We start from the raw sequence: 18,993 nt of genomic DNA, 5'->3' as shown, positions 1-18,993 counted from the left end.
AAGGTTAAAACGGGTATAGGAACTTACGATAGAAAAGTCAGAGCCGGTCAATGACCGGCTCTTTTGCTAGTTTCTATTCATTACAATCTTCGCAATACTCCGTAACACTTTTGTCGCTGCGGTATGCCCCATGCCAAGTAGGACCAACAAAGTCATTTAAGCGGAAGCCTTCCTGAATGGCAGCTGTAATAAAGGCTTTCGCCACCTCGACTGCCTCATAAACGGATTTCCCCTTCGCTAGTTCGGCAGTAATGGCCGAGGAATAGGTGCAGCCAGCCCCGTGGGTATAGGTGGTTTCGAATTTCTCCGACTCGTAAAGCGTGAATTCCTGCCCATCATAGAGGACGTCAACGGCTTTTTCCTCAGAATGAAGCTTGCTGCCGCCTTTAATCAGAACAAATTTTGCCCCTTGATTGTAGATTTTCACGGCTGCTTCTTTCATTTCTTCCAAGGTATGCGGTGTTTTGGTCCCAGCAAGCTGGCCAGCCTCAAAAAGATTCGGTGTGACAACTAAAGCACGCGGTAACAGAAATTCCCGCATCGCATCCGTCGTTTCCGGATGTAAGGCCTCATCTTCTCCCTTACAAACCATAACCGGATCAATAACCACACGTTCGAGTTTGTTTTCATCGATTTTTCGCGCCGCTAATTCAATAATTTCAACGGTGCCGAGCATTCCCGTCTTCATCGCGTCGATGCCGACAGAAAGAATCGTTTCAATTTGTGTCTCAAGTGTATCAACCGCAAGTGGAAAAACACTGTGATGCCAATCTTTCGGATTCATCGTTACAATCGTTGTAAGTGCTGTCATTCCATAGACACCAAGCTCCTGGAACGTCTTCAAATCTGCTTGAATCCCAGCCCCGCCGCTTGTATCCGAGCCGGCAATCGTCATTACTTTTTTAATCGTCATTATGTACTCCTCCTCAGGTCCAATGTAAAAATAGTTCTCTTTTATAGTATAAATCATTTTTGGAAATATAGCAGAAATCACTTACTGGCTGTAATTGTTGACAAATAAACGACAATTGTTGCATTTTGCCTATTTACAAGGATTTGCCGTGACAAATATTACTTTCAACAAGCACTTCCAATGATTAAATAAAGAAAAATCCCTGAAGAGGAGTGGAAACAATGAATCGTAAAGGTTGTCCCGATGAATATCCCATTCCCTTGATCATAAACGGTTACGAAATAGCTGTTTTTCAACTGACAAATGACGACCTCGAAGATTGGACCTATGGATATTTGTTTTCTGAAGGATTTATCCAAGAGGCAAGTGATATTGCATCCATCGTTATAAATGAACAGGCAGCAACCATCCATGTTACGCTCCGTACTGATTTTGATGGCGAGCAAGTTTTTTCGAAAAAGAAGCATTACACGGCGGGCTGCGGCAGGGGTGTCACCTTCTTCTCGATGACAGATGTGAAAAGCTTCGACAAAGTGGCATCAAGCAAAACTTACCCATTAAGTTATCTGTTAAAAAAGAGAAGTGAATTTGCACAAAAATCAGCGCTTTATCTTGAAACAGGCGGAATGCATGGTGCCTGTATTGTGGATGAAGAAGGCACAGTGACGATTCGAGAAGATATTGGGCGCCATAATGCCGTTGATAAAATTATCGGCCACGCATTAAGAAATCACTTACAACCCAGCATGTTGATTTTGCTGACAACCGGCAGGGTTTCCTATGAAATGCTCTCAAAGGCAGCGAAATTTGGCTTTCCTGTCATTGGTTCACGCACAGCTGCTACGAAACAAGCGGTACAGCTCGCCAAATACTTAAATATCGAGGTCATCGGTTATTTACGGGGGAAAATGGCGACGATTTATACCGCTGGAGGTAGGGTCGAAAACGATCTAAGTGTGGAACTTGCGGTAGAGATGCGTTGAAAGGGGTGAGTTAAAGGCTAGGAGTTTTTTAGAGAGATAAAATATGTCTAGCTGCAGCGCCTAGGGGCTCGGGTCATAAGCCAATCCGTCGAGAAGGTTAAAGAACAACCTTCCCGTCGGCTCGTCTTATGCCTGTCGCCCCTGGACAAGGCGCTTCCGCTTTTCATGGGATGTTCTAATCAAATCTTGGGAAGGAGATTAGTGATGGTTGAAATGAACCTTAATCGCCGGCAATTTTTAAAGCTGTCAGGTGCCACGGCTGCAACATTAGCAGTTGTTGAACTGGGCTTTAATGAGAAAAAGGCGTACGCGAAATCAAAAGAATTTAAGATTGCCAAAGCTACTGTAACACCAACCATATGCTGCTACTGTGGTGTTGGATGCGGAATCCTCGTTCACACCAAAAATAATACCGTGGTTTATACGGAGGGAGACCCGGATAACCCGATTAACGAAGGAAAGCTGTGCAGCAAGGGAACAACATTAAGACAATTATATACATCGGAAAAACGCTTAACAAAACCGCTCTACCGCGCTCCCGGCAGCAGTAAGTGGGAAGTGAAAGACTGGGATTGGATGCTTGACACGATTGCCAAGCGCACAAAAGATACCCGTGACAGCTCGTTTGTGGATGTAGAAAATGGAATCACTGTGAACAAAACAGAAAGAATTGCCAGCTTAGGCGGCGCAGCACTTGATAATGAAGAAACGTATTTGCTCGCGAAACTAATGAGAGGGCTTGGTGTCACCTATTTAGAGCATCAGGCACGAATATGACATAGTTCAACGGTTGCCGGTCTGGCACCTACATTTGGACGTGGAGCAATGACTAACCATTGGAATGATCTGCAGCATACTGATTGTGCGTTGATTATTGGCGCAAACCCTGCGGAAAACCATCCAATCAGCTTTAGATGGTTAACGAAGGCGAAGGAAAACGGCGGGAAAATCGTCAGTGTCGATCCTCGTTACACAAGAACATCGGCACAGGCGGATGTCTATGCGCCGCTTCGCTCCGGTACGGATATTCCGTTTATCGGCGGGATGATTAATTATGCGCTTGAAAATAATCTCATCCACAAAGAGTATGTGGCTAACTATACAAATGCCGCTTTTATCGTCAAAGAGGGCTTCGACTTTAACGATGGCCTTTTCTCAGGCTATGATGAAGATACTAGAACGTACGACAAAACAAAATGGGCCATTGAAACAACGGAAGACGGAAAGCCCGTAAAGGATGCCACCTTAACACACCCGCGTTCCGTATTCCAATTAATGAAAAAGCATTATTCCCGTTATGATATCAAAACAGTTACGGCAGTAACAGGGACACCAAAAGAAGACTACCTAAAGGTTTGTGAAACCTTCTGTGCTACAGGCAAGGTTGGCAAAGCCGGGACAATTCTGTATGCAATGGGCACAACCCAGCATACCGTCGGTTCGCAAAACGTCCGTATTTATGCCATGCTTCAGCTTTTATTAGGAAACATCGGCTTACCAGGCGGCGGAATCAATGCGATGCGCGGTGAATCGAATGTACAAGGCTCGACAGACTTTGGGTTACTGTTTGATAACTTAACAGGCTATCTCGGGGCACCAAAGGCAACCGTTCCAGAGCATGCCACCCTTAAAGGCTTCTTGGAAAAAGAAACGCCAGTAACCGGGTATTGGAGCAACAAGCCGAAATTTGTTGTCAGCCTGCTAAAAGCATGGTACGGCAAGAACGCCACAAAAGATAATGAATTTGGCTATCAATTTTTACCAAAAGGAAATAAAAACTATTCACATATCAACTTATTCAATGCGATGTACAAGGGCGAGCTTGACGGAACCTTCCTGTTTGGAACTAATCCAGTTGTCGGCGGACCGAATGCCGGCAAAGAAAAAGAAGCGCTTGGCAAGCTGAAGTGGCTCGTAGCGATTGACCTGTGGGAAACGGAAACCTCCGCTTTCTGGCAAAAAGAAGCGGGCAGCAACCCGGCCGAAATCAATACAGAAGTTTTCTTACTTCCAGCCTCCGCTTCCTTTGAAAAAGAAGGCAGTGTCTCGAACAGTTCACGCTGGATGCAATACCGCTGGAAGGCGATTGATTCAAGAGGCGAAGCAAGGCCAGACCTTGATGTCATTCATGAACTCGCACTAAAACTGAAAAAACTCTATACCGGCAGTACAAAATCGGCAGATAAACCGTTCCTGGCCCTTGATTGGAACTATGGCAGCGGCGATGAGCCGGATATTGATCTTGTCTGCAAAGAAATCAACGGCTATGACTTGAAAACAGGGAAATTGATTGCTGGCTTCGGGGCGCTGTTAGATGATGGCACAACCTCGAGCGGTAACTGGATTTATTCTGGCTTCTATCCTGAGGAGGGCAAAAACTTTGCCAAACGCCGTGACAACAAAGATACAGGCAATGCCAACTATTTGAACTGGTCCTTTGCATGGCCGGCAAACCGCCGTATTCTTTACAACCGTGCCTCGGCAGACCCAAGCGGACGGCCATGGAGCAAGGAAAAGGAAGTCATCCATTGGGATGCTGCCCAGAAGTTATGGGTCGGCAATGACGTTCCAGATTTCAAACCAATCGTGTCGCCAACAGAACCAGGCGGAGCGAATCCATTTATCATGAATAAGGACGGGGTAAGTCTTTTATTTGCACCAACGTTGAATGATGGTCCGTTCCCGGAACACTACGAACCATTTGAAAGCCCGGTTCCGAATGCCTTCTCAAATCAACAATTGAACCCGGCGGTTGTCATTATTGAGGGTGACTTTAACAAAAAAGGAACAAAGAAAAACTTCCCGATTGTCGCGACAACATACCGGGTAAGTGAACACTGGCAATCCGGTTCAATGACTAGAAACCAGGAATGGCTGTCAGAGCTGGCTGGTCACATGTTTGTGGAACTGAGTGAAGAACTGGCAAAAGAAAAAGGAATCAAGAATAAAGATAAAATTATTATCAGCTCGGCCCGCGGTAAAATTAAAGCCTATGCGATGGTGACAAAACGCTTTAAACCTTACAACGTTAACGGCAAGAAAGTCCATCAAATTGGCATGCCTTGGCACTTTGGTTTTAAAGGGTTCGCTACAGGGGATACAGCGAACCGCTTAACACCGCATATCGGGGATGCCAACACGATGATCCCTGAATATAAAGCATTCCTCTGTGACATAAGGAGGGCTGACTAATGACTAAATATGTGAAATATGTCGATGTTACCAAGTGTGACGGCTGCCGCGCCTGTATGGTTGCCTGTAAGAACTGGAACGATCTGCCGGCGGAACCAACAGAGTTCCTTGGCAGTGTTCAATCACACGTGAAAACAACCGCTGATACATGGAATGTGCTCCAGTATATTGAGCATGAGAATGGCAAAGGCGATTTGGAATACCTTTTCCGCCATTCTTCCTGCTTCCATTGTACCGATGCAGCCTGTGAAAAGGTTTGCCCTGAGAATGCCATCAGCTATACCAAATATGGCTCCGTGGTTATTGATCAAGACAAATGCGTAGGCTGCGGCTATTGCGTCCAGAACTGTCCGTTTGAAGTCATTTCCTTGAAGGAATACAAGGATAAGAATGGAAAAGAGTACAGAAAGGCTCATAAATGTACGATGTGTACCGACCGTATTGATGAGGGCTTGCAGCCTGCCTGCGTCACGACCTGCCACACCGGTGCGATGGAGTTTGGCAACAGGGAAGTGATGATTCAAAAGGCTGAAAAGCGCGTCAAGGAAATACAGGGCCGGTACCCGAATGCCATGGTGTATAATCCCGAGGGAGTTGGCGGCACCCATACTGTTTATGTGCTGGCAGAGAAGCCATCTGTATACGGCCTGCCTGAAAATCCGAAAGTACCAACCTCTGCCGTTGCCTGGAAGGATTATGCCCAGCCAATCGGCAAGATGATGCTTGGAGCAACGACGATGGCCTTAGTAGGTGCGTTTGTTACGAACAAACTATTCAACAAAGAAGGCAAAGGGCTCGATGAAAATGGAGGTGGAAGCGATGAGTAAACAGCAGCATAAGCATGATGTGCAGGTGAAACGTTTCTCAAAGGCGTTTGTCTGGGCCCATGCCATTAATGCCATTTCATTTTTTGCCCTGTATATTACGGCCCTGCCAATGTATACGGAATTTTTCGATTGGCTGTACCCGGTTTTGGGCGGCCCGGCGAATGCTCGTCTGCTTCACCGCATCTTTGCCGTTGCCTTTGTTTCGCCAACAATTATCTATCTGATTTTTGACTTTAAAGGCTTTATGAACTGGATGAAAGAGCTGGTTACCTGGAAAAAGAGGGATCTTCAATTCTTTACCGAATTTGTTAAGGAGCTCTTCGGCTTTAAATTCAAGCATGTCAGACAAACATTCTTTAACGCCGGTGAAAAGATTAACTCCATCATCCAGATTCTTACGGCGATGTTGATTATTGGCTCAGGATTCCCAATGTGGTTTCCGCAGTTTTTTCCAAGAGCTGTGGTCCAGTGGGGCTACTTCTTCCATAACGTCGGCTTTGGCCTCGCGATTGCGGTAGTTGTCGGACATATTTACCTTAGTGTCATTCACAAACACTCACGTCCAGGCTATTCCGGGGTTGTCACGGGTAAGGTTCCAGCGTGGTGGGCGAAGAGTCATTATCCAGATTGGTATGATGAAGAAGTTAAAAAGGGCAACTTCCCTAAATTAGATGATCCTAAGCACAAAAAAGGTGCATAAAGCTTATATTTTAATAAAATGGGAATGGCTGTCGTCTTTATTTGACAGCCATTTCCTATAAATATACGAAAGAGGTGCGGCAACGATGATTAAATCGGTTGTTTCAAAGGAATACCAAGATTTGCAAGAGGAAATTGTCGAGCTTCAAAAACAGTGGAAACTGGACCTGGATCCGGAAGCGGTTAGACCCAGCTTGGAAGACCAAGAGGCGTTGAATGCAGGCGTACCGATTGCCGCATTAACGGTTATTGACTTTAAAAATTCACTATTCTTACAGTGGATAGAGGAATTAATTGTCACGCTTGAAAGGTACAATCCAGAGCTTGAAACAAAGCTTGCAGGTATTATCGGTTTACTAGATAAGGAAACGGCAATTCGTTGGATGGATGAGGCTCGTTCATTCAACCAGTCTTATTTTGCTAGTTTTGCTTCTACGCACGGAATAGAAGAGTGGATCCCGCAATTCCTCGCTGAAACCACGCTTCGTCCATACCTACAATTGATTGCTGAAAGGGTTCAAGGCGAAATCCATCATGCTGTGCTAGGGGCGGGGTGCCCTGTTTGTGCCGAACCAGAGAGATTGGCCGTGCTTGAAGAGGAAGGTAAGAAGGTCATTCATTGCCCGCGCTGCCTTGCCCACTGGTCTGCGAAACGCTTAGAATGTGCTCACTGCGGCAATGAAGACCACAAAACCATCAAGTTCTTAACAATTGAAGGCGATGCGGTTTCGCAAATCCAAGTTTGCGAACAGTGTAACGGCTATATTAAAATTATTGATACAAGACAATATATTGAGAAACCATCAGCTGCCTTGCTGGATTTGAACTCCATCCATTTGGACTTTGTCGCCCAAGAGAATGGCTATACCGCCACCCGTGAGGAAAAACTGCTAAATTAAGAAGGTGAATGAATGAAGGCTGCAGCAATTATTTTATCAGGCGGAAAATCAAGCAGAATGGGTACAAATAAAGCCCTTTTAAAAATAAACGAGAAAACCAATATTGAGAGAATTGCGGATACGCTAAAGGGGTACTTTTCTGATATACTTCTAGTAACGAACAATCCTGAAGTTTATGAATTTTTAGAATTGGAAATGGTCTCAGATCATTATCCAGGGATGGGGCCGCTCGCAGGCGTACATGCGGGCTTAGCAGCAAGCGAATGCGAGGTAAATTTCATTGTTGCCTGTGATATGCCGTTTATTTCTGGTGAGCTAGCTGGGGCTCTTGTTAACAGCTGCCGCGAATATGATGCCGTCATCCCTGTTATCGCAGGAAAACAGCAACCGTTATTTGCTGTTTTTAAAAAGAAAGTAGCTGGGGAAGTGGCCAAGAATATTGAAGCGGGACGGCTGAGAATGAAACATCTGCTCGAGCACTTAAACGTCCTTTATCTAACAGAAAGGGATCTTCAGGAATATAGCAGCATTGACCTGGAACGGGTCTTTTTCAATATGAATCACCCAAATGAGTATGAAGATGCCAAAAAGTGGGCTGGAACAGATCGTTAAGAGTTAAGGGGGAATAGGGGAACCATGCAATTTTTCAAAGTGAAAACAGTGGAAGAGACATTGGCATTAATCGAGGAGAACATCCCGGCAATCAAGCAAACAGAGGTGCGGGCACTGGAAGACGCGCTCCACTTTATTCTTGCAGAATCGGTCATGGCAAAGGAAAATGTACCGGGGTTTGATCGCTCAACAGTGGATGGATATGCCGTTCGTGCAAAAGATACGTATGGCTCATCCGAATCGATGCCAGGCTTCCTAAACATAGCTGGGGAAGTAAAAATGGGCACGGTTCCCGATTCTGAAGTAAAACCAGGAGAAGCGGTGTATGTGCCCACAGGCGGCATGATGCCTGCGGGCAGTGACAGCGTGATCATGATTGAACACTGTGAGGAGCTGGACAGCCTCCTAAATACATACAAACAAGTGGCGCCTGGGGAAAATGTTATCCGTAAAGGGGAAGATATCAGAGACGGTGAAATGCTTCTTAGCGCCGGAACGAAGCTTCGTCCCCAGGAATTAGGAGCACTGGCCGCCTTAGGGATTGCAGATGTGACTGTTTTCCGTCAATTGAAGGTCGGTTACCTTTCATCCGGGGATGAAATTGTCCCCTACCAAACCGAAACCATTAAGGAAGGGCAAATTCGCGATATCAACTATTTAACGATTTCTGGACTGACGAGCGAATGGAATGTGGACTGTCTATATGGCGGGATTGTCCGCGATGATTTTGCGGAATTTAGCCAAAAAGCCCGCGACCTTTACGACCAGGTTGATTGTTTAATTCTGTCGGGCGGAAGCTCGGTCGGGGCAAAGGACTATACCGTTGATGTGATTCAGTCGTTAGGCGATCCTGGCGTCTTTGTGCACGGCATTTCCATTAAACCGGGGAAACCTACGATTCTCGCAATGGCCAACGGCAAGCCGGTAATTGGTCTGCCGGGGCATCCGGCAAGCGCGATGATTATCTTTAATCTGTTCGGCGAGCGGATTTTGCGCAAGCTGAAGGGCGAGGTCACACGAAGGAACCCGGAGCGGATTTTCGCACGGATTACCAAAAACATCCCATCGGCACCAGGACGGTCGGATTATATTCGCGTTCGTCTTTTTGAAAAAGAGGGCGAGTGGTGGGCTGAACCAATTATCGGCAAGTCGGGCTTGATTACGACATTGGTCAAAAGTGATGGAATTGTTGAGATTAGTTCTGAAAAAGAGGGAATATCACAGGGTGAAAATGTCCCTGTGATTGCATCACGATAGGGGGAAGCACAAATGAAACAGTATAAACGAAAAATTTATTTAGAAGATAAACCCCGAGCGGAAGCGAGAGACGAAATTCTTGCGGCTCATTCGCTGATCCCTGAAAAGGAATATATCTCTACAGTTGAAGCATTGGGCCGTGTCAGCGCTGAACCCATTTTTGCACGGGTCTCGATGCCGCATTACCATGCCTCCGCGATGGATGGAATTGCTGTCGTCGCCGAGGCTACTTATCAAGCACATGAGCAAAACCCGCTTTATCTTTCGAGAGGCGAGCAATTTTGCTATGTCGATACCGGCAATGCGATTCCATCAGCCTTCAACGCCGTAATCATGATTGAACATGTCCATGTCGTTGACGAGGATACGATTGAAATTATCGAACCGGCCACCCCGTGGCAGCATATCCGCCCGATTGGCGAGGATATTGTCCAGGAGGAAATGCTGTTTCCACAAGGACATCAATTAAGGCCGGCCGATCTAGGCGTCCTGCTCGCGGCCCAGCAGCTTGTCATTCCTGTTATCAAAAAGCCAGTGGTGACGATTATCCCAACAGGTAATGAATTAGTTGAGGCGAATTCAGAGCTTTCTTCTGGAAAAATTATTGAATTTAATGGCACGGTGTTTGCGGGTTTCATTAAAGAATGGGGTGGCGAACCAAGGCTTCATTCGATTGTGAAGGATGAACCGGAACGGATCAAGGAAGTGCTTTTGCAGGCAGCTGAAACCTCCGATATTATCGTGATTAATGCTGGGTCTTCGGCGGGAAGAAAAGACTTCACCGTTCACATTATTGGCGAAATCGGCGAGGTCTTTACGCATGGGGTCGCCGCACGGCCAGGAAAGCCAACCGTTTTAGGAAAAATAAATGGAAAAATTGTCGTCGGTGTTCCCGGCTATCCTGTTTCGGCTTATTTGGCATTAGAGTGGTTCGTCCGCCCGCTTGTCTGCAAGTATTTAGGGATTCCAGAACCGGAGCGGCAAAAGGTTATGGTGAAACTCGGACGCCGGATTGTTTCATCGATGGGTGCCGAGGATTTTGTCCGAATGAATATCGGCTATGTGAATGGCCAGTTTGTGGCCAATCCGCTGACAAGAGCGGCCGGGGTGACGATGTCGTATGTCAGGGCTGACGGTATGCTGATCGTACCTCCGGAAGTAATTGGCTACGAGCAAGGTGATCTTGCGGAGGTAGAACTGCTCCGGCCGCTTGAGGAAATCCGACAGGCGATTGTGTTTTGCGGTAGTCACGATTTGACGATTGACCTGTTATCCTCCCAGCTGAAACAGGTGCGGACTGAGATGAAAATTGTCTCCTCGCATGTCGGCAGTATGGCGGGAATCATGGCAATTCGTAAAGGCGAGGCCCATGTAGCGGGCATTCATTTGCTTGACCCGGCCACAAAGCAATATAATGTTTCATATGTGAAGAAAATATTAGCCGGGCAGGACGTCGTTCTTTATCCATTTTTAAAAAGAAAACAAGGCTGGATCCTGCCAAAAGGCAATCCGCTTGAAATTGCCTCGGTCGCCGATGTAGCCCGTCTGAACGCAAACTTCGTCAACCGCCAAAAAGGGGCTGGGACCCGGATTCTGTTTGACTTGCTGCTGGCGGAAGAGTGCCTGACACCAGAAGAAATTACCGGCTATGACCGCGAGATGTTCTCACATTTAGCGGTAGCGGCCGAAGTGAAAGGTGATGCTTTTGGGGCTGGTCTTGGGATTTATCCGGCTGCAAAGGCGCTGGGCTTAGACTTTGTTCCCGTCGCTGATGAGGAGTATGATTTAGTGATGACGAGAAGTTTTTACGAAAGTGAACATGGCAGACAGCTCATGGCAATCATTCAATCCCCTGCCTTTAAGGAGCAGGTTGAAAAAATTGGCGGCTATCAAGTGGTTGAAAATCCGATATTGAAGACATTGGCCGAAGAGGTGAAATCATGAAGATGTACGAAATCTCCAAGGAAGCGATTGATATACAGGCCGTTATTGATAAAGTCGTCCAGCGTGAAGCCGGTGCGATTACTACTTTTATCGGAACGGTACGGGAATTAACGCATGGCAAGAAGACATTGTTTTTAATCTATGAAGCTTACGAAGCAATGGCTGTGAAAAAGCTTGAGCAAATCGGTTCAGAAATTGAACAGCGCTGGGAAGGCTCTTGCGTCGCGATTACCCACCGTGTTGGCCGCTTAGACATTACCGATGTCGCGGTCGTCATTGCTGTTTCGACGCCGCACCGCGCGGATTCTTATGAGGCGAACCGCTATGCAATTGAACGGATTAAGGAGATTGTCCCAATCTGGAAGAAAGAGCATTGGGAGGAAGGCGAGGCATGGATGGGCAATCAGCTCGAAACCGTTGCCTATCCGAGCGGCAAGCCTGAGGCAGGTGATTTAGATGAATAAGGTATTATTTTTTGCTCATTTGCGCGATGCCGTTGGGTCTGAGTTCCTGTCGCTTGATGCAAGCGGGAAAACGGTAGCGGAATTGAAGGCGGACTTGGCAGCGACCTATGAGCTGCCGCGTATGGAAACCGTGATGACGGCAATCAATGAAGAATTTGCTTCGAATGATGAGGTAATCGGTGACGGCGATGAGATTGCGTTCATTCCGCCGGTGAGCGGCGGTTGAATCTTGTTGGGATTAGTGGATTCGCGAGTAAAAGGCCAGAATTCGCGAGTAAAGTATAAAAATTCGCGAGTAAAAGGGAATAATCCGCGAGTAAACATGCGGAATTCGCGAGTAAACAGGTACTTTCCCTGATAAGCAGCTCCATAAAAGGGAACAAAACAGCAAATTTAGAGATTTTTATAAGATTCGGGCTTGCTGCCCCTTAATTTACACCCAAAAGCTCGCCATTTGGCGAGTTTTCCATTAGCGAGGTGGAAAAAATATGAACGAACGATATTCAAGACAGATTCTTTTCCCGGGGATTGGCAAAGAAGGACAAGCAAAAATTAGCAGCAAACATGTACTCATCATTGGCGCCGGGGCTCTCGGCTCGGGGAGCTCCGAAATTCTGGCCCGGGCTGGTGTTGGCAAAATCACGATTATTGACCGTGATTACGTCGAAGCCAGCAATCTGCAGCGCCAGCAGCTCTATACGGAAGAGGATGTTGTTGAGAAGCTTCCGAAGGCAGCGGCAGCGGAAAAACGCCTGCGAGCGATTAATTCGGATGTGGAAGTGCGCGCAATCATTGGTGATGCAACCCCTGAATTGCTGGAAGAGCTAGCAGCCGGTGTGGATGTGATGATCGATGCGACAGATAATTTTGAAACGCGGATGGCAATGAATGATGTAGCGCAGAAATACAATCTTCCCTGGATTTACGGGGCCTGTGTCGGAAGCTTCGGGATGACGTTTTCAATCATTCCGGGAAAAACGCCATGCTTAAATTGCTTGCTGCGGGCGATTCCACTGCAGGGGATGACCTGTGACACAGGCGGCATTATCTCTCCGACCGTGCAAATGGTCATTGCCCATCAAACGGCGGAAGCGCTAAAGATGTTAGCCGAGGATTGGGAGGCGGTTCGGACCTCGTTCGTCAGCTTTGATTTATGGAGAAACCAATATACTAGCTTAAAGATGTCAAAGGCGAAGTTTGCCGGCTGCTTATCCTGCGGTGAGGAGCGGACCTATCCTTATCTTGATCATGAAAATATGACGAAAACAACGGTGCTGTGCGGCCGCGATACGGTGCAGATTCGCCCGTCTGCTGCAGGTAAGATATCACTAGAGCGGCTTGCGGGGCAGCTTAGTTCACTCGGATACGCCGTAAAAGGCAATCCCTATTTATTGTCGGTTGAAATGGAAGCTGAGCGGATGGTTATTTTTCAAGACGGCCGTGCCCTTATTCATGGGACAAAGGATTTAACTCATGCCAAATCCATTTATCAGCGGATATTAGGATAAGAATATACGAACCTGTACCAGGGGTGGTGCGGGTTTTTGTATTCCAAGCTTCGACATGTTTCACGTGGAACATGTCGAACCTCGAGTAGGGTCTAATTTTTCGTAAAATAGACGATACTCATGTAGAATGGAAGCGAGACTTAATTTAGAGGTGTCAAATGTGAATATATCTGTCCAAAAACTACTGGCGAAAATAGAGGAAGAATTGAAGCTGGCACAAAGCAGCACGAAGCAAGAAAGCTTGCGGGAAAAGGTTTACTCTATTAAAATATTATCCGAATTGATTCTTGACGAAAAGACGGCACCAAAAAGTGAAGCAGTGGTATTCAATCCACCGCCTATGATAGGTCAGCAGCCTGCAATTAATCAGCAGATTTTTCAGCAGCCGGGTTCAATACAGCAGCCGAAAAAGTTAGAAATGGATGATGAAGCAAATGGAGATTCGTTGCTTGATTTTTAAAAAAAGGAGGGGAAAAATATGAAAGCTTTTATTATCGTTGGTGCGATCAATGCCTTTGTGGCTGTTGCGCTTGGGGCCTTTGGTGCACATGGGTTGAAGGATAGACTTGATGCCCATTATTTAGAGATTTGGAAAACGGGTGTTACTTATCAAATGTTTCATGCCACCGGGATTTTAATTATCGGCCTTCTTCTCGGTAAAGTCGGGGCAAGCTCGTTATTTAGCTGGTCTGGCTGGTTAATGCTGGCGGGGATTATTTTGTTCAGCGGCAGCCTGTACCTGTTGAGTTTGACGAAGGTTGGCGTCTTGGGTGCCATCACACCGCTTGGCGGCGTTTGCTTTTTAGCCGCATGGGTTTTAATGATCGTTGGTGCAGTGAAGAATTTTTAAAAAAAGAAAGGCATTGGGGCGAATCCCAATGCCTTTTCTAATAGGTTACCTTGGCGGGTAAGTACCCAATTGCACGCCGCCAAATGGTAGGTCATATTCGATTTCTTCCGCGAAGGTAATGTAGTCGACGGCCACCATCGGAATGAGATACCGTGTACCTTTTTGCGGATCGCTTAAGATGACGTGGTCTCGTCCGGCTGCTTCAATAATTCCTGTAAACTCCTTGGCATTCCATGCCGTATTGCCTTCAAACGTGGCAAAAACGTGAACAAGTTTCCCTTTGTTTAGGCGTAGAATATTTTCAATGTACGACTGCTCAATCGGCAGCATGCCTGGTACCTGCCCGGCCCCAGTTGGCGGCATCGCAGGCATGGACCCTGCTCCAGCTGGCGGGAATTGCGGGAATCCTTGTGTAGGCATAAACCCTTGCCCACCGCCTGCAATCGGCTGTGCGCCCTGTTGTCCAGTTGCACCGGTATAAGGCTGAAATCCTTGTGGATTGTAATATTGAGTCATTTCTTTTTCCCTCCTAAAATTGAATAAAACGAGTGGCCCAACATGCTATTCATACTCCTTTCATCTCAAATTGGTTTCAGTTGGAAAGGTTCTGAGATTAGGTGGAGCTTCTTCTTAGACTCGCTGTTTAAATAGTATGAGCGGGAGGGGGGAAATATGACTTGTTTACTGGGAAGAAACAGCAAAAAAAGTCCCCAGCGGTTGCTAGGAACTTTTTAAAAGAAAAGGATTAAACGTGTAAGAAGCCGGAAACTCGTTCTTCTTCTAACAGATTACCAACGAAGAAGGCCCCGAATTCGCCGTAACGGGCACTTACTTCATCAAAGCGCATTTCATAGATTAACTTCTTAAATTGAAGCGCATCCTCTGCAAACAAGGTGACACCCCATTCATAATCGTCAAAGCCAACGGAGCCGGTAATGATTTGTTTCACTTTCCCTGCATATGTACGCCCAATCATGCCGTGGCTGCGCATCATTGTGCGACGCTCTTCCATCGGGAGCATATACCAGTTGTCCGTTCCTTGACGGCGCTTATCCATTGGATAGAAACAAACATGCTTTGTCTTTGGCAGCGTCGGATATAGGCGCGCAAGGATTTGCGGATTTTGGTATGGGTCTTCATCTGCAGGCAGGTAGTTGCTGAGCTCGACGACCGATACATAGGAAGAAGCCGGAACTGTGAATTCTGCTAATTTTGTTTTGTTGAATTCCGTTTCAATTTCGTTTAGCTCTTCCATCGTCGGGCGTAGGATCATCATCATAAAGTCAGCCTTTTGGCCAACAATTGTATATAAAGCGTGGCTGCCTTCATTACGTTCCTGGGCAGTATTCCACTTTTCAAGCAAACTTAAAAACTCGTGGATAGCGGCCTGGCGTTCATCGCTAGAAACCATTTTCCAAGTTGTCCAATCCATCGTCCGGAAATCATGCAGGCAATACCAGCCTTCGAGCGTTTGTGCGGCTTCACTCATTATAATCACTCCTAAATAATAATCGTGTTTATACCATCTTAACTATAACATAGTTTGACCAAGTGACGCGTGAATAAAACGCTTGAATGTTGGTTTGCGGATATTTTTATAGGGAAAAGAGAATAGTAAAGCCAAGCGTGTAATTTTTTGAAAAAAGAAACATTGGGATGAAAACGTTATCTGTGATGGACTTCGCTTGATATTTTACCTTGGTAAAGTATGCTTGAAGAGGAAGTTTCTTTTAGGGAGGATTCGTTGTGAGTGATTTATTTGAAGGATTAAAACAAAAGGTTTCCGGACGTGAGTTGAAGATTGTTTTTCCAGAGGGCTTAGATGAGCGGATTATCAGAGCGGCTGGCCGGCTGGCTGCGGAAAAACTAATCACGCCGATTTTGATTGGCAGCATCGAACAGGTTCAGGCAAAAGCGGCTGAGGCTGGCGTTTCACTGGAGGATGCGGAAATTTATGACCCAGCGAGTTATGCGGGCATGGACGAGCTGGTAACAGCGTTTGTTGAACGCCGCAAAGGGAAGGCGACCGAAGAGGATGCACGGAAGATTTTGCTGGATGGAAACTACTTTGGCACGATGCTTGTGTATTTAAATAAAGCACACGGTTTGGTGAGCGGTGCCGCCCATTCAACTGCGGATACGGTTCGCCCGGCCTTGCAGATTATTAAAACAAAGGCAGGCGTCAAGAAAACGTCCGGTGTGTTTATCATGGTTCGTGACGAAGAAAAATATGTATTCGCCGATTGTGCGATTAATATTGCTCCTGCCAGCATGGATTTAGCGGAAATTGCGGTGGAAAGTGCCAAGACGGCTGCGATGTTTGATATCGAGCCGAGGATTGCAATGCTGAGCTTTTCAACGAAGGGTTCGGCAAAGTCAGAGGAAACGGAACGAGTGGCGGCAGCGGTGGTTGAGGCGAAACGTCGTGATGCGTCGCTTGTGCTGGACGGAGAATTTCAGTTCGATGCCGCGTTCGTGCCGTCTGTGGCAAAAAGTAAGGCACCGGATTCGCCGCTCCAGGGGGATGCGAATGTGTTCATCTTCCCGAGCCTTGAAGCAGGCAACATCGGTTATAAAATTGCCCAGCGTTTAGGCGGATTTGAAGCGGTTGGACCGATATTACAAGGCTTAAATGCACCGGTAAACGATCTTTCGCGCGGCTGTAATGAAGAAGATGTGTACAAGCTCGCTTTAATCACGGCGGCGCAGGGATTATAATGAAGTTTAGGGGCTGGTCCGGGGTTGGGCTGGCTCTTTTTTGGCGGGTTTTTAAGATGTCATTTTGTTTTGTTTATTTTTGGGGGAGTTTTGTCTATTTTTAAAGGGGTTTTGTTTATTTTTGCCGCCCTTTTGTATATTTTTCGAGGGGTTTTGTTTATTTAGACATTTTATGGAAAAATAAAGGTTAGATTTTAGGACAAGACACCCGCTGGTTTGTTAAAATAAGCCTATCAACTTAGTAAGGAGTCACTCAAATGGAAGATTTACTGCATCAATCCGAATGGCGGATCATCGATCAGTCCGCGGTCGGCATCCATTTTCAGGCGCTGCAATCATTTGGAACCGATGATACCTTATGTGCTTCTGTCGGAGCGGGTGAGGCACCGGCGACAGCACGAACATGGGTCCATCACAATACGATTGTGTTAGGAATCCAAGATACAAAATTGCCGTTTTTAGCGGAAGGGATTCAATTTTTAAAAGAACAGGGCTTTCAGGCGATTGTCCGGAATTCCGGCGGGTTAGCGGTCGTCCTTGATGAAGGGGTCCTCAATATCTCGTTAATTTTTCCAGAAGCGGAAAAAGGGATTGATATCAATCGCGGCTATGAGGCGATGTGGCAGCTCATTCAACATATGTTTGCTGATTTCAATCAATCGATTGAGGCAAAAGAGATTGTGGGCTCGTATTGCCCGGGAAGCTACGACCTTAGTATTAATGAGAAAAAGTTTGCGGGCATCTCGCAGCGCCGTCTCAAAAAGGGGGTTGCTGTCCAGATTTATCTTTGTGTGAATGGGAGCGGCAAACAACGGGCGGAACTTGTGAAGCAATTTTATGAGATGGCCAAACAAGCAGAACCAACTAAATTTGCTTACCCGGAAATTGTCACTGGGGTCATGGCCTCACTCTCGGAATTGCTGGGGGTGAATTTAACCATCACCGATGTGATGCTGCGTCTATTAAACCAGTTAAAAGCGAATAGTGACTTTATAGCTGCGGGGCAATTAAATGACTTTGAGCTTGCGTTATTTCCCGGTTATTATCAACGGGTCATTGACCGCAATGAAAAAATTGCCGCCATGTAAAAGGCCGTAAACCCAATTAAGTGGATTTACGGCCTTTTTTCTATGAGATGTTGCGCTACTTCTCTTCTCCCTTGAAACGATTATTCTGCTACCTTCTCTAAGTTCCCGTTACGGTCCATTTTGAATTTAGTCGCTGGTCTTTCTTCTTCTTCAAATAAAACGAGCTTGCGGGCGCGGTTCATAATTTTCATTAGGGTTTCATAATCTTCTTGAATGGTCTCAGAATTCTGCTCGAGACCGGCAATTTTCGCGCTCATTTCTTCATTTTGCCGTTTTACATCAGCCAATTCTCTTTTTAATCTTTCATTCTCACTTTTTAATGCTTCATTTTGCAGATTGGCATGATGAAAGTTTTGCAAGTAAGTAATGACGGAATCAAGCGACATTCCCCCAGCGGCGGTTTGTCTGTAGACCGGTGCTGGCGTGCTTACTTGGGTTGGAACTGGTGCTGGCGCTGTTGGTTTTACATAGGATTCCGCGGCCATTTCAACGGTCAAATCTGGCATTTCAACCATAGAGTCCACCGGCATTTCCACTTGCATGGGTACACTTTCAAATTCTTCAGAAGCAGTTTCTGGCGGACTATAAAGTAACTTTTTCTTGCCGCCCTGATCTTTTCCTAACACTCGTTGTCTTTGTTTGCGCTGCTTTTTCGATAATTGTAATGCTTTTTCATAGCGGTGGCGGACGACGGCATTCCATCTGAAGCCACACGCGGCCGAGGTACGGTTGAGCTTATCGCCTACCTCTTCAAAGGCGTTCAGCTGGGTGCTGCCTTCTCTTACATGCCGAAGGACAGTCTCGGCCAAAAGCAGGTCGTTTTCGTCTGTCCATGCATCTTGACGAACTTTCATATTTTTTCAACTCCCTTTTTCTAGTTTTACGTTGGAACCCTCCCAAGGAATGGTGCGGGTTTTTAAAAGTTCTAGTCATAGGATGGACAAGTTTGAATTGCTTTATACCAAAATGGTTAAAAGGATAGTAGATTTTTATTAATAGATAAGTTTTAAACTTTGAAAATTGTCCAGCTCCAGCGCCC

19 protein-coding genes and 1 pseudogene are annotated in these 18,993 nt (G+C 46.3%); 16 read left to right on the top strand and 4 right to left on the bottom strand.

Annotated elements, in window-relative coordinates:
* Positions 1–73: 73 nt before the first annotated feature.
* A complete protein-coding gene (gene pdxK, locus BSO02S_RS22300; RefSeq protein ID WP_066072885.1) occupies positions 74–913 on the bottom strand; it encodes a pyridoxine/pyridoxal/pyridoxamine kinase in 840 nt (279 codons plus the stop codon).
* Between the two features lie 221 nt (positions 914–1,134).
* Between pdxK and fdhD the strand changes: the two genes are divergently transcribed.
* From fdhD to BSO02S_RS22230, 14 genes and pseudogenes are all read left to right on the top strand, one after another.
* Positions 1,135–1,896 carry a formate dehydrogenase accessory sulfurtransferase FdhD gene (gene fdhD / locus BSO02S_RS22295; RefSeq protein WP_066072883.1) on the top strand — a complete coding sequence of 254 codons (762 nt, stop codon included), beginning with the start codon at positions 1,135–1,137 and terminating at the stop codon, positions 1,894–1,896.
* A 204-nt stretch (positions 1,897–2,100) separates the two neighbouring features.
* Entirely contained in the window at positions 2,101–2,673 is a 573-nt protein-coding gene (locus tag BSO02S_RS28730; RefSeq protein WP_066072881.1) for a twin-arginine translocation signal domain-containing protein, read from the top strand.
* Positions 2,674–2,685: 12 nt separating this feature from the next.
* A pseudogene (fdnG, locus tag BSO02S_RS22285) lies at positions 2,686–5,088 on the top strand (formate dehydrogenase-N subunit alpha); the annotation flags it as partial.
* On the top strand, positions 5,088–5,915 hold the full coding sequence (locus tag BSO02S_RS22280) for a 4Fe-4S dicluster domain-containing protein (protein WP_066072877.1): 828 nt from the start codon (positions 5,088–5,090) through the stop codon (positions 5,913–5,915). The pseudogene fdnG and the gene BSO02S_RS22280, both read left to right, overlap by 1 nt.
* Positions 5,908–6,615, top strand: coding sequence for a formate dehydrogenase subunit gamma (locus tag BSO02S_RS22275; protein WP_066072875.1), 708 nt, complete (start codon positions 5,908–5,910; stop codon positions 6,613–6,615). Before BSO02S_RS22280 ends, BSO02S_RS22275 begins: the two co-directional genes overlap by 8 nt.
* A gap of 85 nt (positions 6,616–6,700) precedes the next feature.
* Positions 6,701–7,513 (top strand): formate dehydrogenase accessory protein FdhE, encoded by an 813-nt coding sequence (locus BSO02S_RS22270; RefSeq protein WP_066072871.1) that lies wholly within the window; start codon positions 6,701–6,703, stop codon positions 7,511–7,513.
* A gap of 12 nt (positions 7,514–7,525) precedes the next feature.
* Positions 7,526–8,125 (top strand): molybdenum cofactor guanylyltransferase, encoded by a 600-nt coding sequence (mobA, locus tag BSO02S_RS22265; protein ID WP_066072869.1) that lies wholly within the window; start codon positions 7,526–7,528, stop codon positions 8,123–8,125.
* Between the two features lie 24 nt (positions 8,126–8,149).
* Entirely contained in the window at positions 8,150–9,382 is a 1,233-nt protein-coding gene (locus tag BSO02S_RS22260) for a molybdopterin molybdotransferase MoeA (RefSeq protein WP_066072867.1), read from the top strand.
* Between the two features lie 12 nt (positions 9,383–9,394).
* Entirely contained in the window at positions 9,395–11,326 is a 1,932-nt protein-coding gene (locus tag BSO02S_RS22255; RefSeq protein WP_066072865.1) for a molybdopterin biosynthesis protein, read from the top strand.
* Positions 11,323–11,790 carry a molybdenum cofactor biosynthesis protein MoaE gene (locus BSO02S_RS22250; RefSeq protein WP_174524268.1) on the top strand — a complete coding sequence of 156 codons (468 nt, stop codon included), beginning with the start codon at positions 11,323–11,325 and terminating at the stop codon, positions 11,788–11,790. Before BSO02S_RS22255 ends, BSO02S_RS22250 begins: the two co-directional genes overlap by 4 nt.
* The gene (gene moaD / locus BSO02S_RS22245) at positions 11,783–12,016 is read left to right on the top strand and encodes a molybdopterin converting factor subunit 1 (protein ID WP_066072863.1); all 234 of its coding nucleotides are present in this window, start codon (positions 11,783–11,785) and stop codon (positions 12,014–12,016) included. Before BSO02S_RS22250 ends, moaD begins: the two co-directional genes overlap by 8 nt.
* 262 nt (positions 12,017–12,278) lie before the next feature.
* Positions 12,279–13,298, top strand: coding sequence for a thiazole biosynthesis adenylyltransferase ThiF (locus BSO02S_RS22240; RefSeq protein WP_066072861.1), 1,020 nt, complete (start codon positions 12,279–12,281; stop codon positions 13,296–13,298).
* A 160-nt stretch (positions 13,299–13,458) separates the two neighbouring features.
* Positions 13,459–13,758, top strand: a complete 300-nt coding sequence (locus BSO02S_RS22235) for a YwdI family protein (protein WP_066072859.1) — start codon at positions 13,459–13,461, stop codon at positions 13,756–13,758.
* 18 nt (positions 13,759–13,776) lie between these two features.
* On the top strand, positions 13,777–14,148 hold the full coding sequence (locus BSO02S_RS22230; RefSeq protein WP_066072857.1) for a DUF423 domain-containing protein: 372 nt from the start codon (positions 13,777–13,779) through the stop codon (positions 14,146–14,148).
* Positions 14,149–14,193: 45 nt separating this feature from the next.
* Here the strand turns inward: BSO02S_RS22230 and gerQ are convergent, their stop codons facing one another.
* Both gerQ and hemQ read right to left on the bottom strand, forming a co-directional pair.
* Complete coding sequence (gene gerQ / locus BSO02S_RS22225) at positions 14,194–14,664, bottom strand: spore coat protein GerQ (protein ID WP_066072856.1); 471 nt, start codon at positions 14,662–14,664, stop codon at positions 14,194–14,196.
* Positions 14,665–14,893: 229 nt separating this feature from the next.
* Positions 14,894–15,637, bottom strand: coding sequence for a hydrogen peroxide-dependent heme synthase (hemQ, locus tag BSO02S_RS22220; protein ID WP_066072854.1), 744 nt, complete (start codon positions 15,635–15,637; stop codon positions 14,894–14,896).
* A gap of 257 nt (positions 15,638–15,894) precedes the next feature.
* On the opposite strand from hemQ, the gene pta reads away from it, so the two are divergent.
* Positions 15,895–16,866, top strand: coding sequence for a phosphate acetyltransferase (gene pta / locus BSO02S_RS22215; RefSeq protein ID WP_066072852.1), 972 nt, complete (start codon positions 15,895–15,897; stop codon positions 16,864–16,866).
* A gap of 257 nt (positions 16,867–17,123) precedes the next feature.
* The gene (gene lipL, locus BSO02S_RS22210) at positions 17,124–17,954 is read left to right on the top strand and encodes an octanoyl-[GcvH]:protein N-octanoyltransferase (RefSeq protein ID WP_066072850.1); all 831 of its coding nucleotides are present in this window, start codon (positions 17,124–17,126) and stop codon (positions 17,952–17,954) included.
* A gap of 80 nt (positions 17,955–18,034) precedes the next feature.
* On the opposite strand, the gene BSO02S_RS22205 is transcribed toward lipL, so the two are convergent.
* Positions 18,035–18,808 (bottom strand): RsfA family transcriptional regulator, encoded by a 774-nt coding sequence (locus BSO02S_RS22205; protein WP_066072849.1) that lies wholly within the window; start codon positions 18,806–18,808, stop codon positions 18,035–18,037.
* Positions 18,809–18,993: the final 185 nt, after the last annotated feature.

The organism is Neobacillus soli NBRC 102451, assembly GCF_001591665.1.
GTDB classification, from domain to species: Bacteria; Bacillota; Bacilli; order Bacillales; family Cytobacillaceae; genus Neobacillus; species Neobacillus soli.
Note: the sequence above shows the minus strand (reverse complement) of the source record. Positions and strands in the feature narration are given on the sequence as shown.

Bases quoted from the DNA above. Each gene is read 5' to 3' on its own strand.
- lipL (WP_066072850.1), top strand. From the start codon at position 17,124: ATGGAAGATTTACTGCATCAATCCGAATGGCGGATCATCGATCAGTCC.
- mobA (WP_066072869.1), top strand. From the start codon at position 7,526: ATGAAGGCTGCAGCAATTATTTTATCAGGCGGAAAATCAAGCAGAATG.
- fdhD (WP_066072883.1), top strand. From the start codon at position 1,135: ATGAATCGTAAAGGTTGTCCCGATGAATATCCCATTCCCTTGATCATA.
- BSO02S_RS22240 (WP_066072861.1), top strand. From the start codon at position 12,279: ATGAACGAACGATATTCAAGACAGATTCTTTTCCCGGGGATTGGCAAA.
- BSO02S_RS22260 (WP_066072867.1), top strand. From the start codon at position 8,150: ATGCAATTTTTCAAAGTGAAAACAGTGGAAGAGACATTGGCATTAATC.
- BSO02S_RS28730 (WP_066072881.1), top strand. From the start codon at position 2,101: ATGGTTGAAATGAACCTTAATCGCCGGCAATTTTTAAAGCTGTCAGGT.
- moaD (WP_066072863.1), top strand. From the start codon at position 11,783: ATGAATAAGGTATTATTTTTTGCTCATTTGCGCGATGCCGTTGGGTCT.
- hemQ (WP_066072854.1), bottom strand. From the start codon at position 15,637: ATGAGTGAAGCCGCACAAACGCTCGAAGGCTGGTATTGCCTGCATGAT.
- pdxK (WP_066072885.1), bottom strand. From the start codon at position 913: ATGACGATTAAAAAAGTAATGACGATTGCCGGCTCGGATACAAGCGGC.
- BSO02S_RS22230 (WP_066072857.1), top strand. From the start codon at position 13,777: ATGAAAGCTTTTATTATCGTTGGTGCGATCAATGCCTTTGTGGCTGTT.
- BSO02S_RS22255 (WP_066072865.1), top strand. From the start codon at position 9,395: ATGAAACAGTATAAACGAAAAATTTATTTAGAAGATAAACCCCGAGCG.
- BSO02S_RS22270 (WP_066072871.1), top strand. From the start codon at position 6,701: ATGATTAAATCGGTTGTTTCAAAGGAATACCAAGATTTGCAAGAGGAA.
- BSO02S_RS22250 (WP_174524268.1), top strand. From the start codon at position 11,323: ATGAAGATGTACGAAATCTCCAAGGAAGCGATTGATATACAGGCCGTT.
- BSO02S_RS22205 (WP_066072849.1), bottom strand. From the start codon at position 18,808: ATGAAAGTTCGTCAAGATGCATGGACAGACGAAAACGACCTGCTTTTG.
- BSO02S_RS22275 (WP_066072875.1), top strand. From the start codon at position 5,908: ATGAGTAAACAGCAGCATAAGCATGATGTGCAGGTGAAACGTTTCTCA.
- gerQ (WP_066072856.1), bottom strand. From the start codon at position 14,664: ATGACTCAATATTACAATCCACAAGGATTTCAGCCTTATACCGGTGCA.
- BSO02S_RS22280 (WP_066072877.1), top strand. From the start codon at position 5,088: ATGACTAAATATGTGAAATATGTCGATGTTACCAAGTGTGACGGCTGC.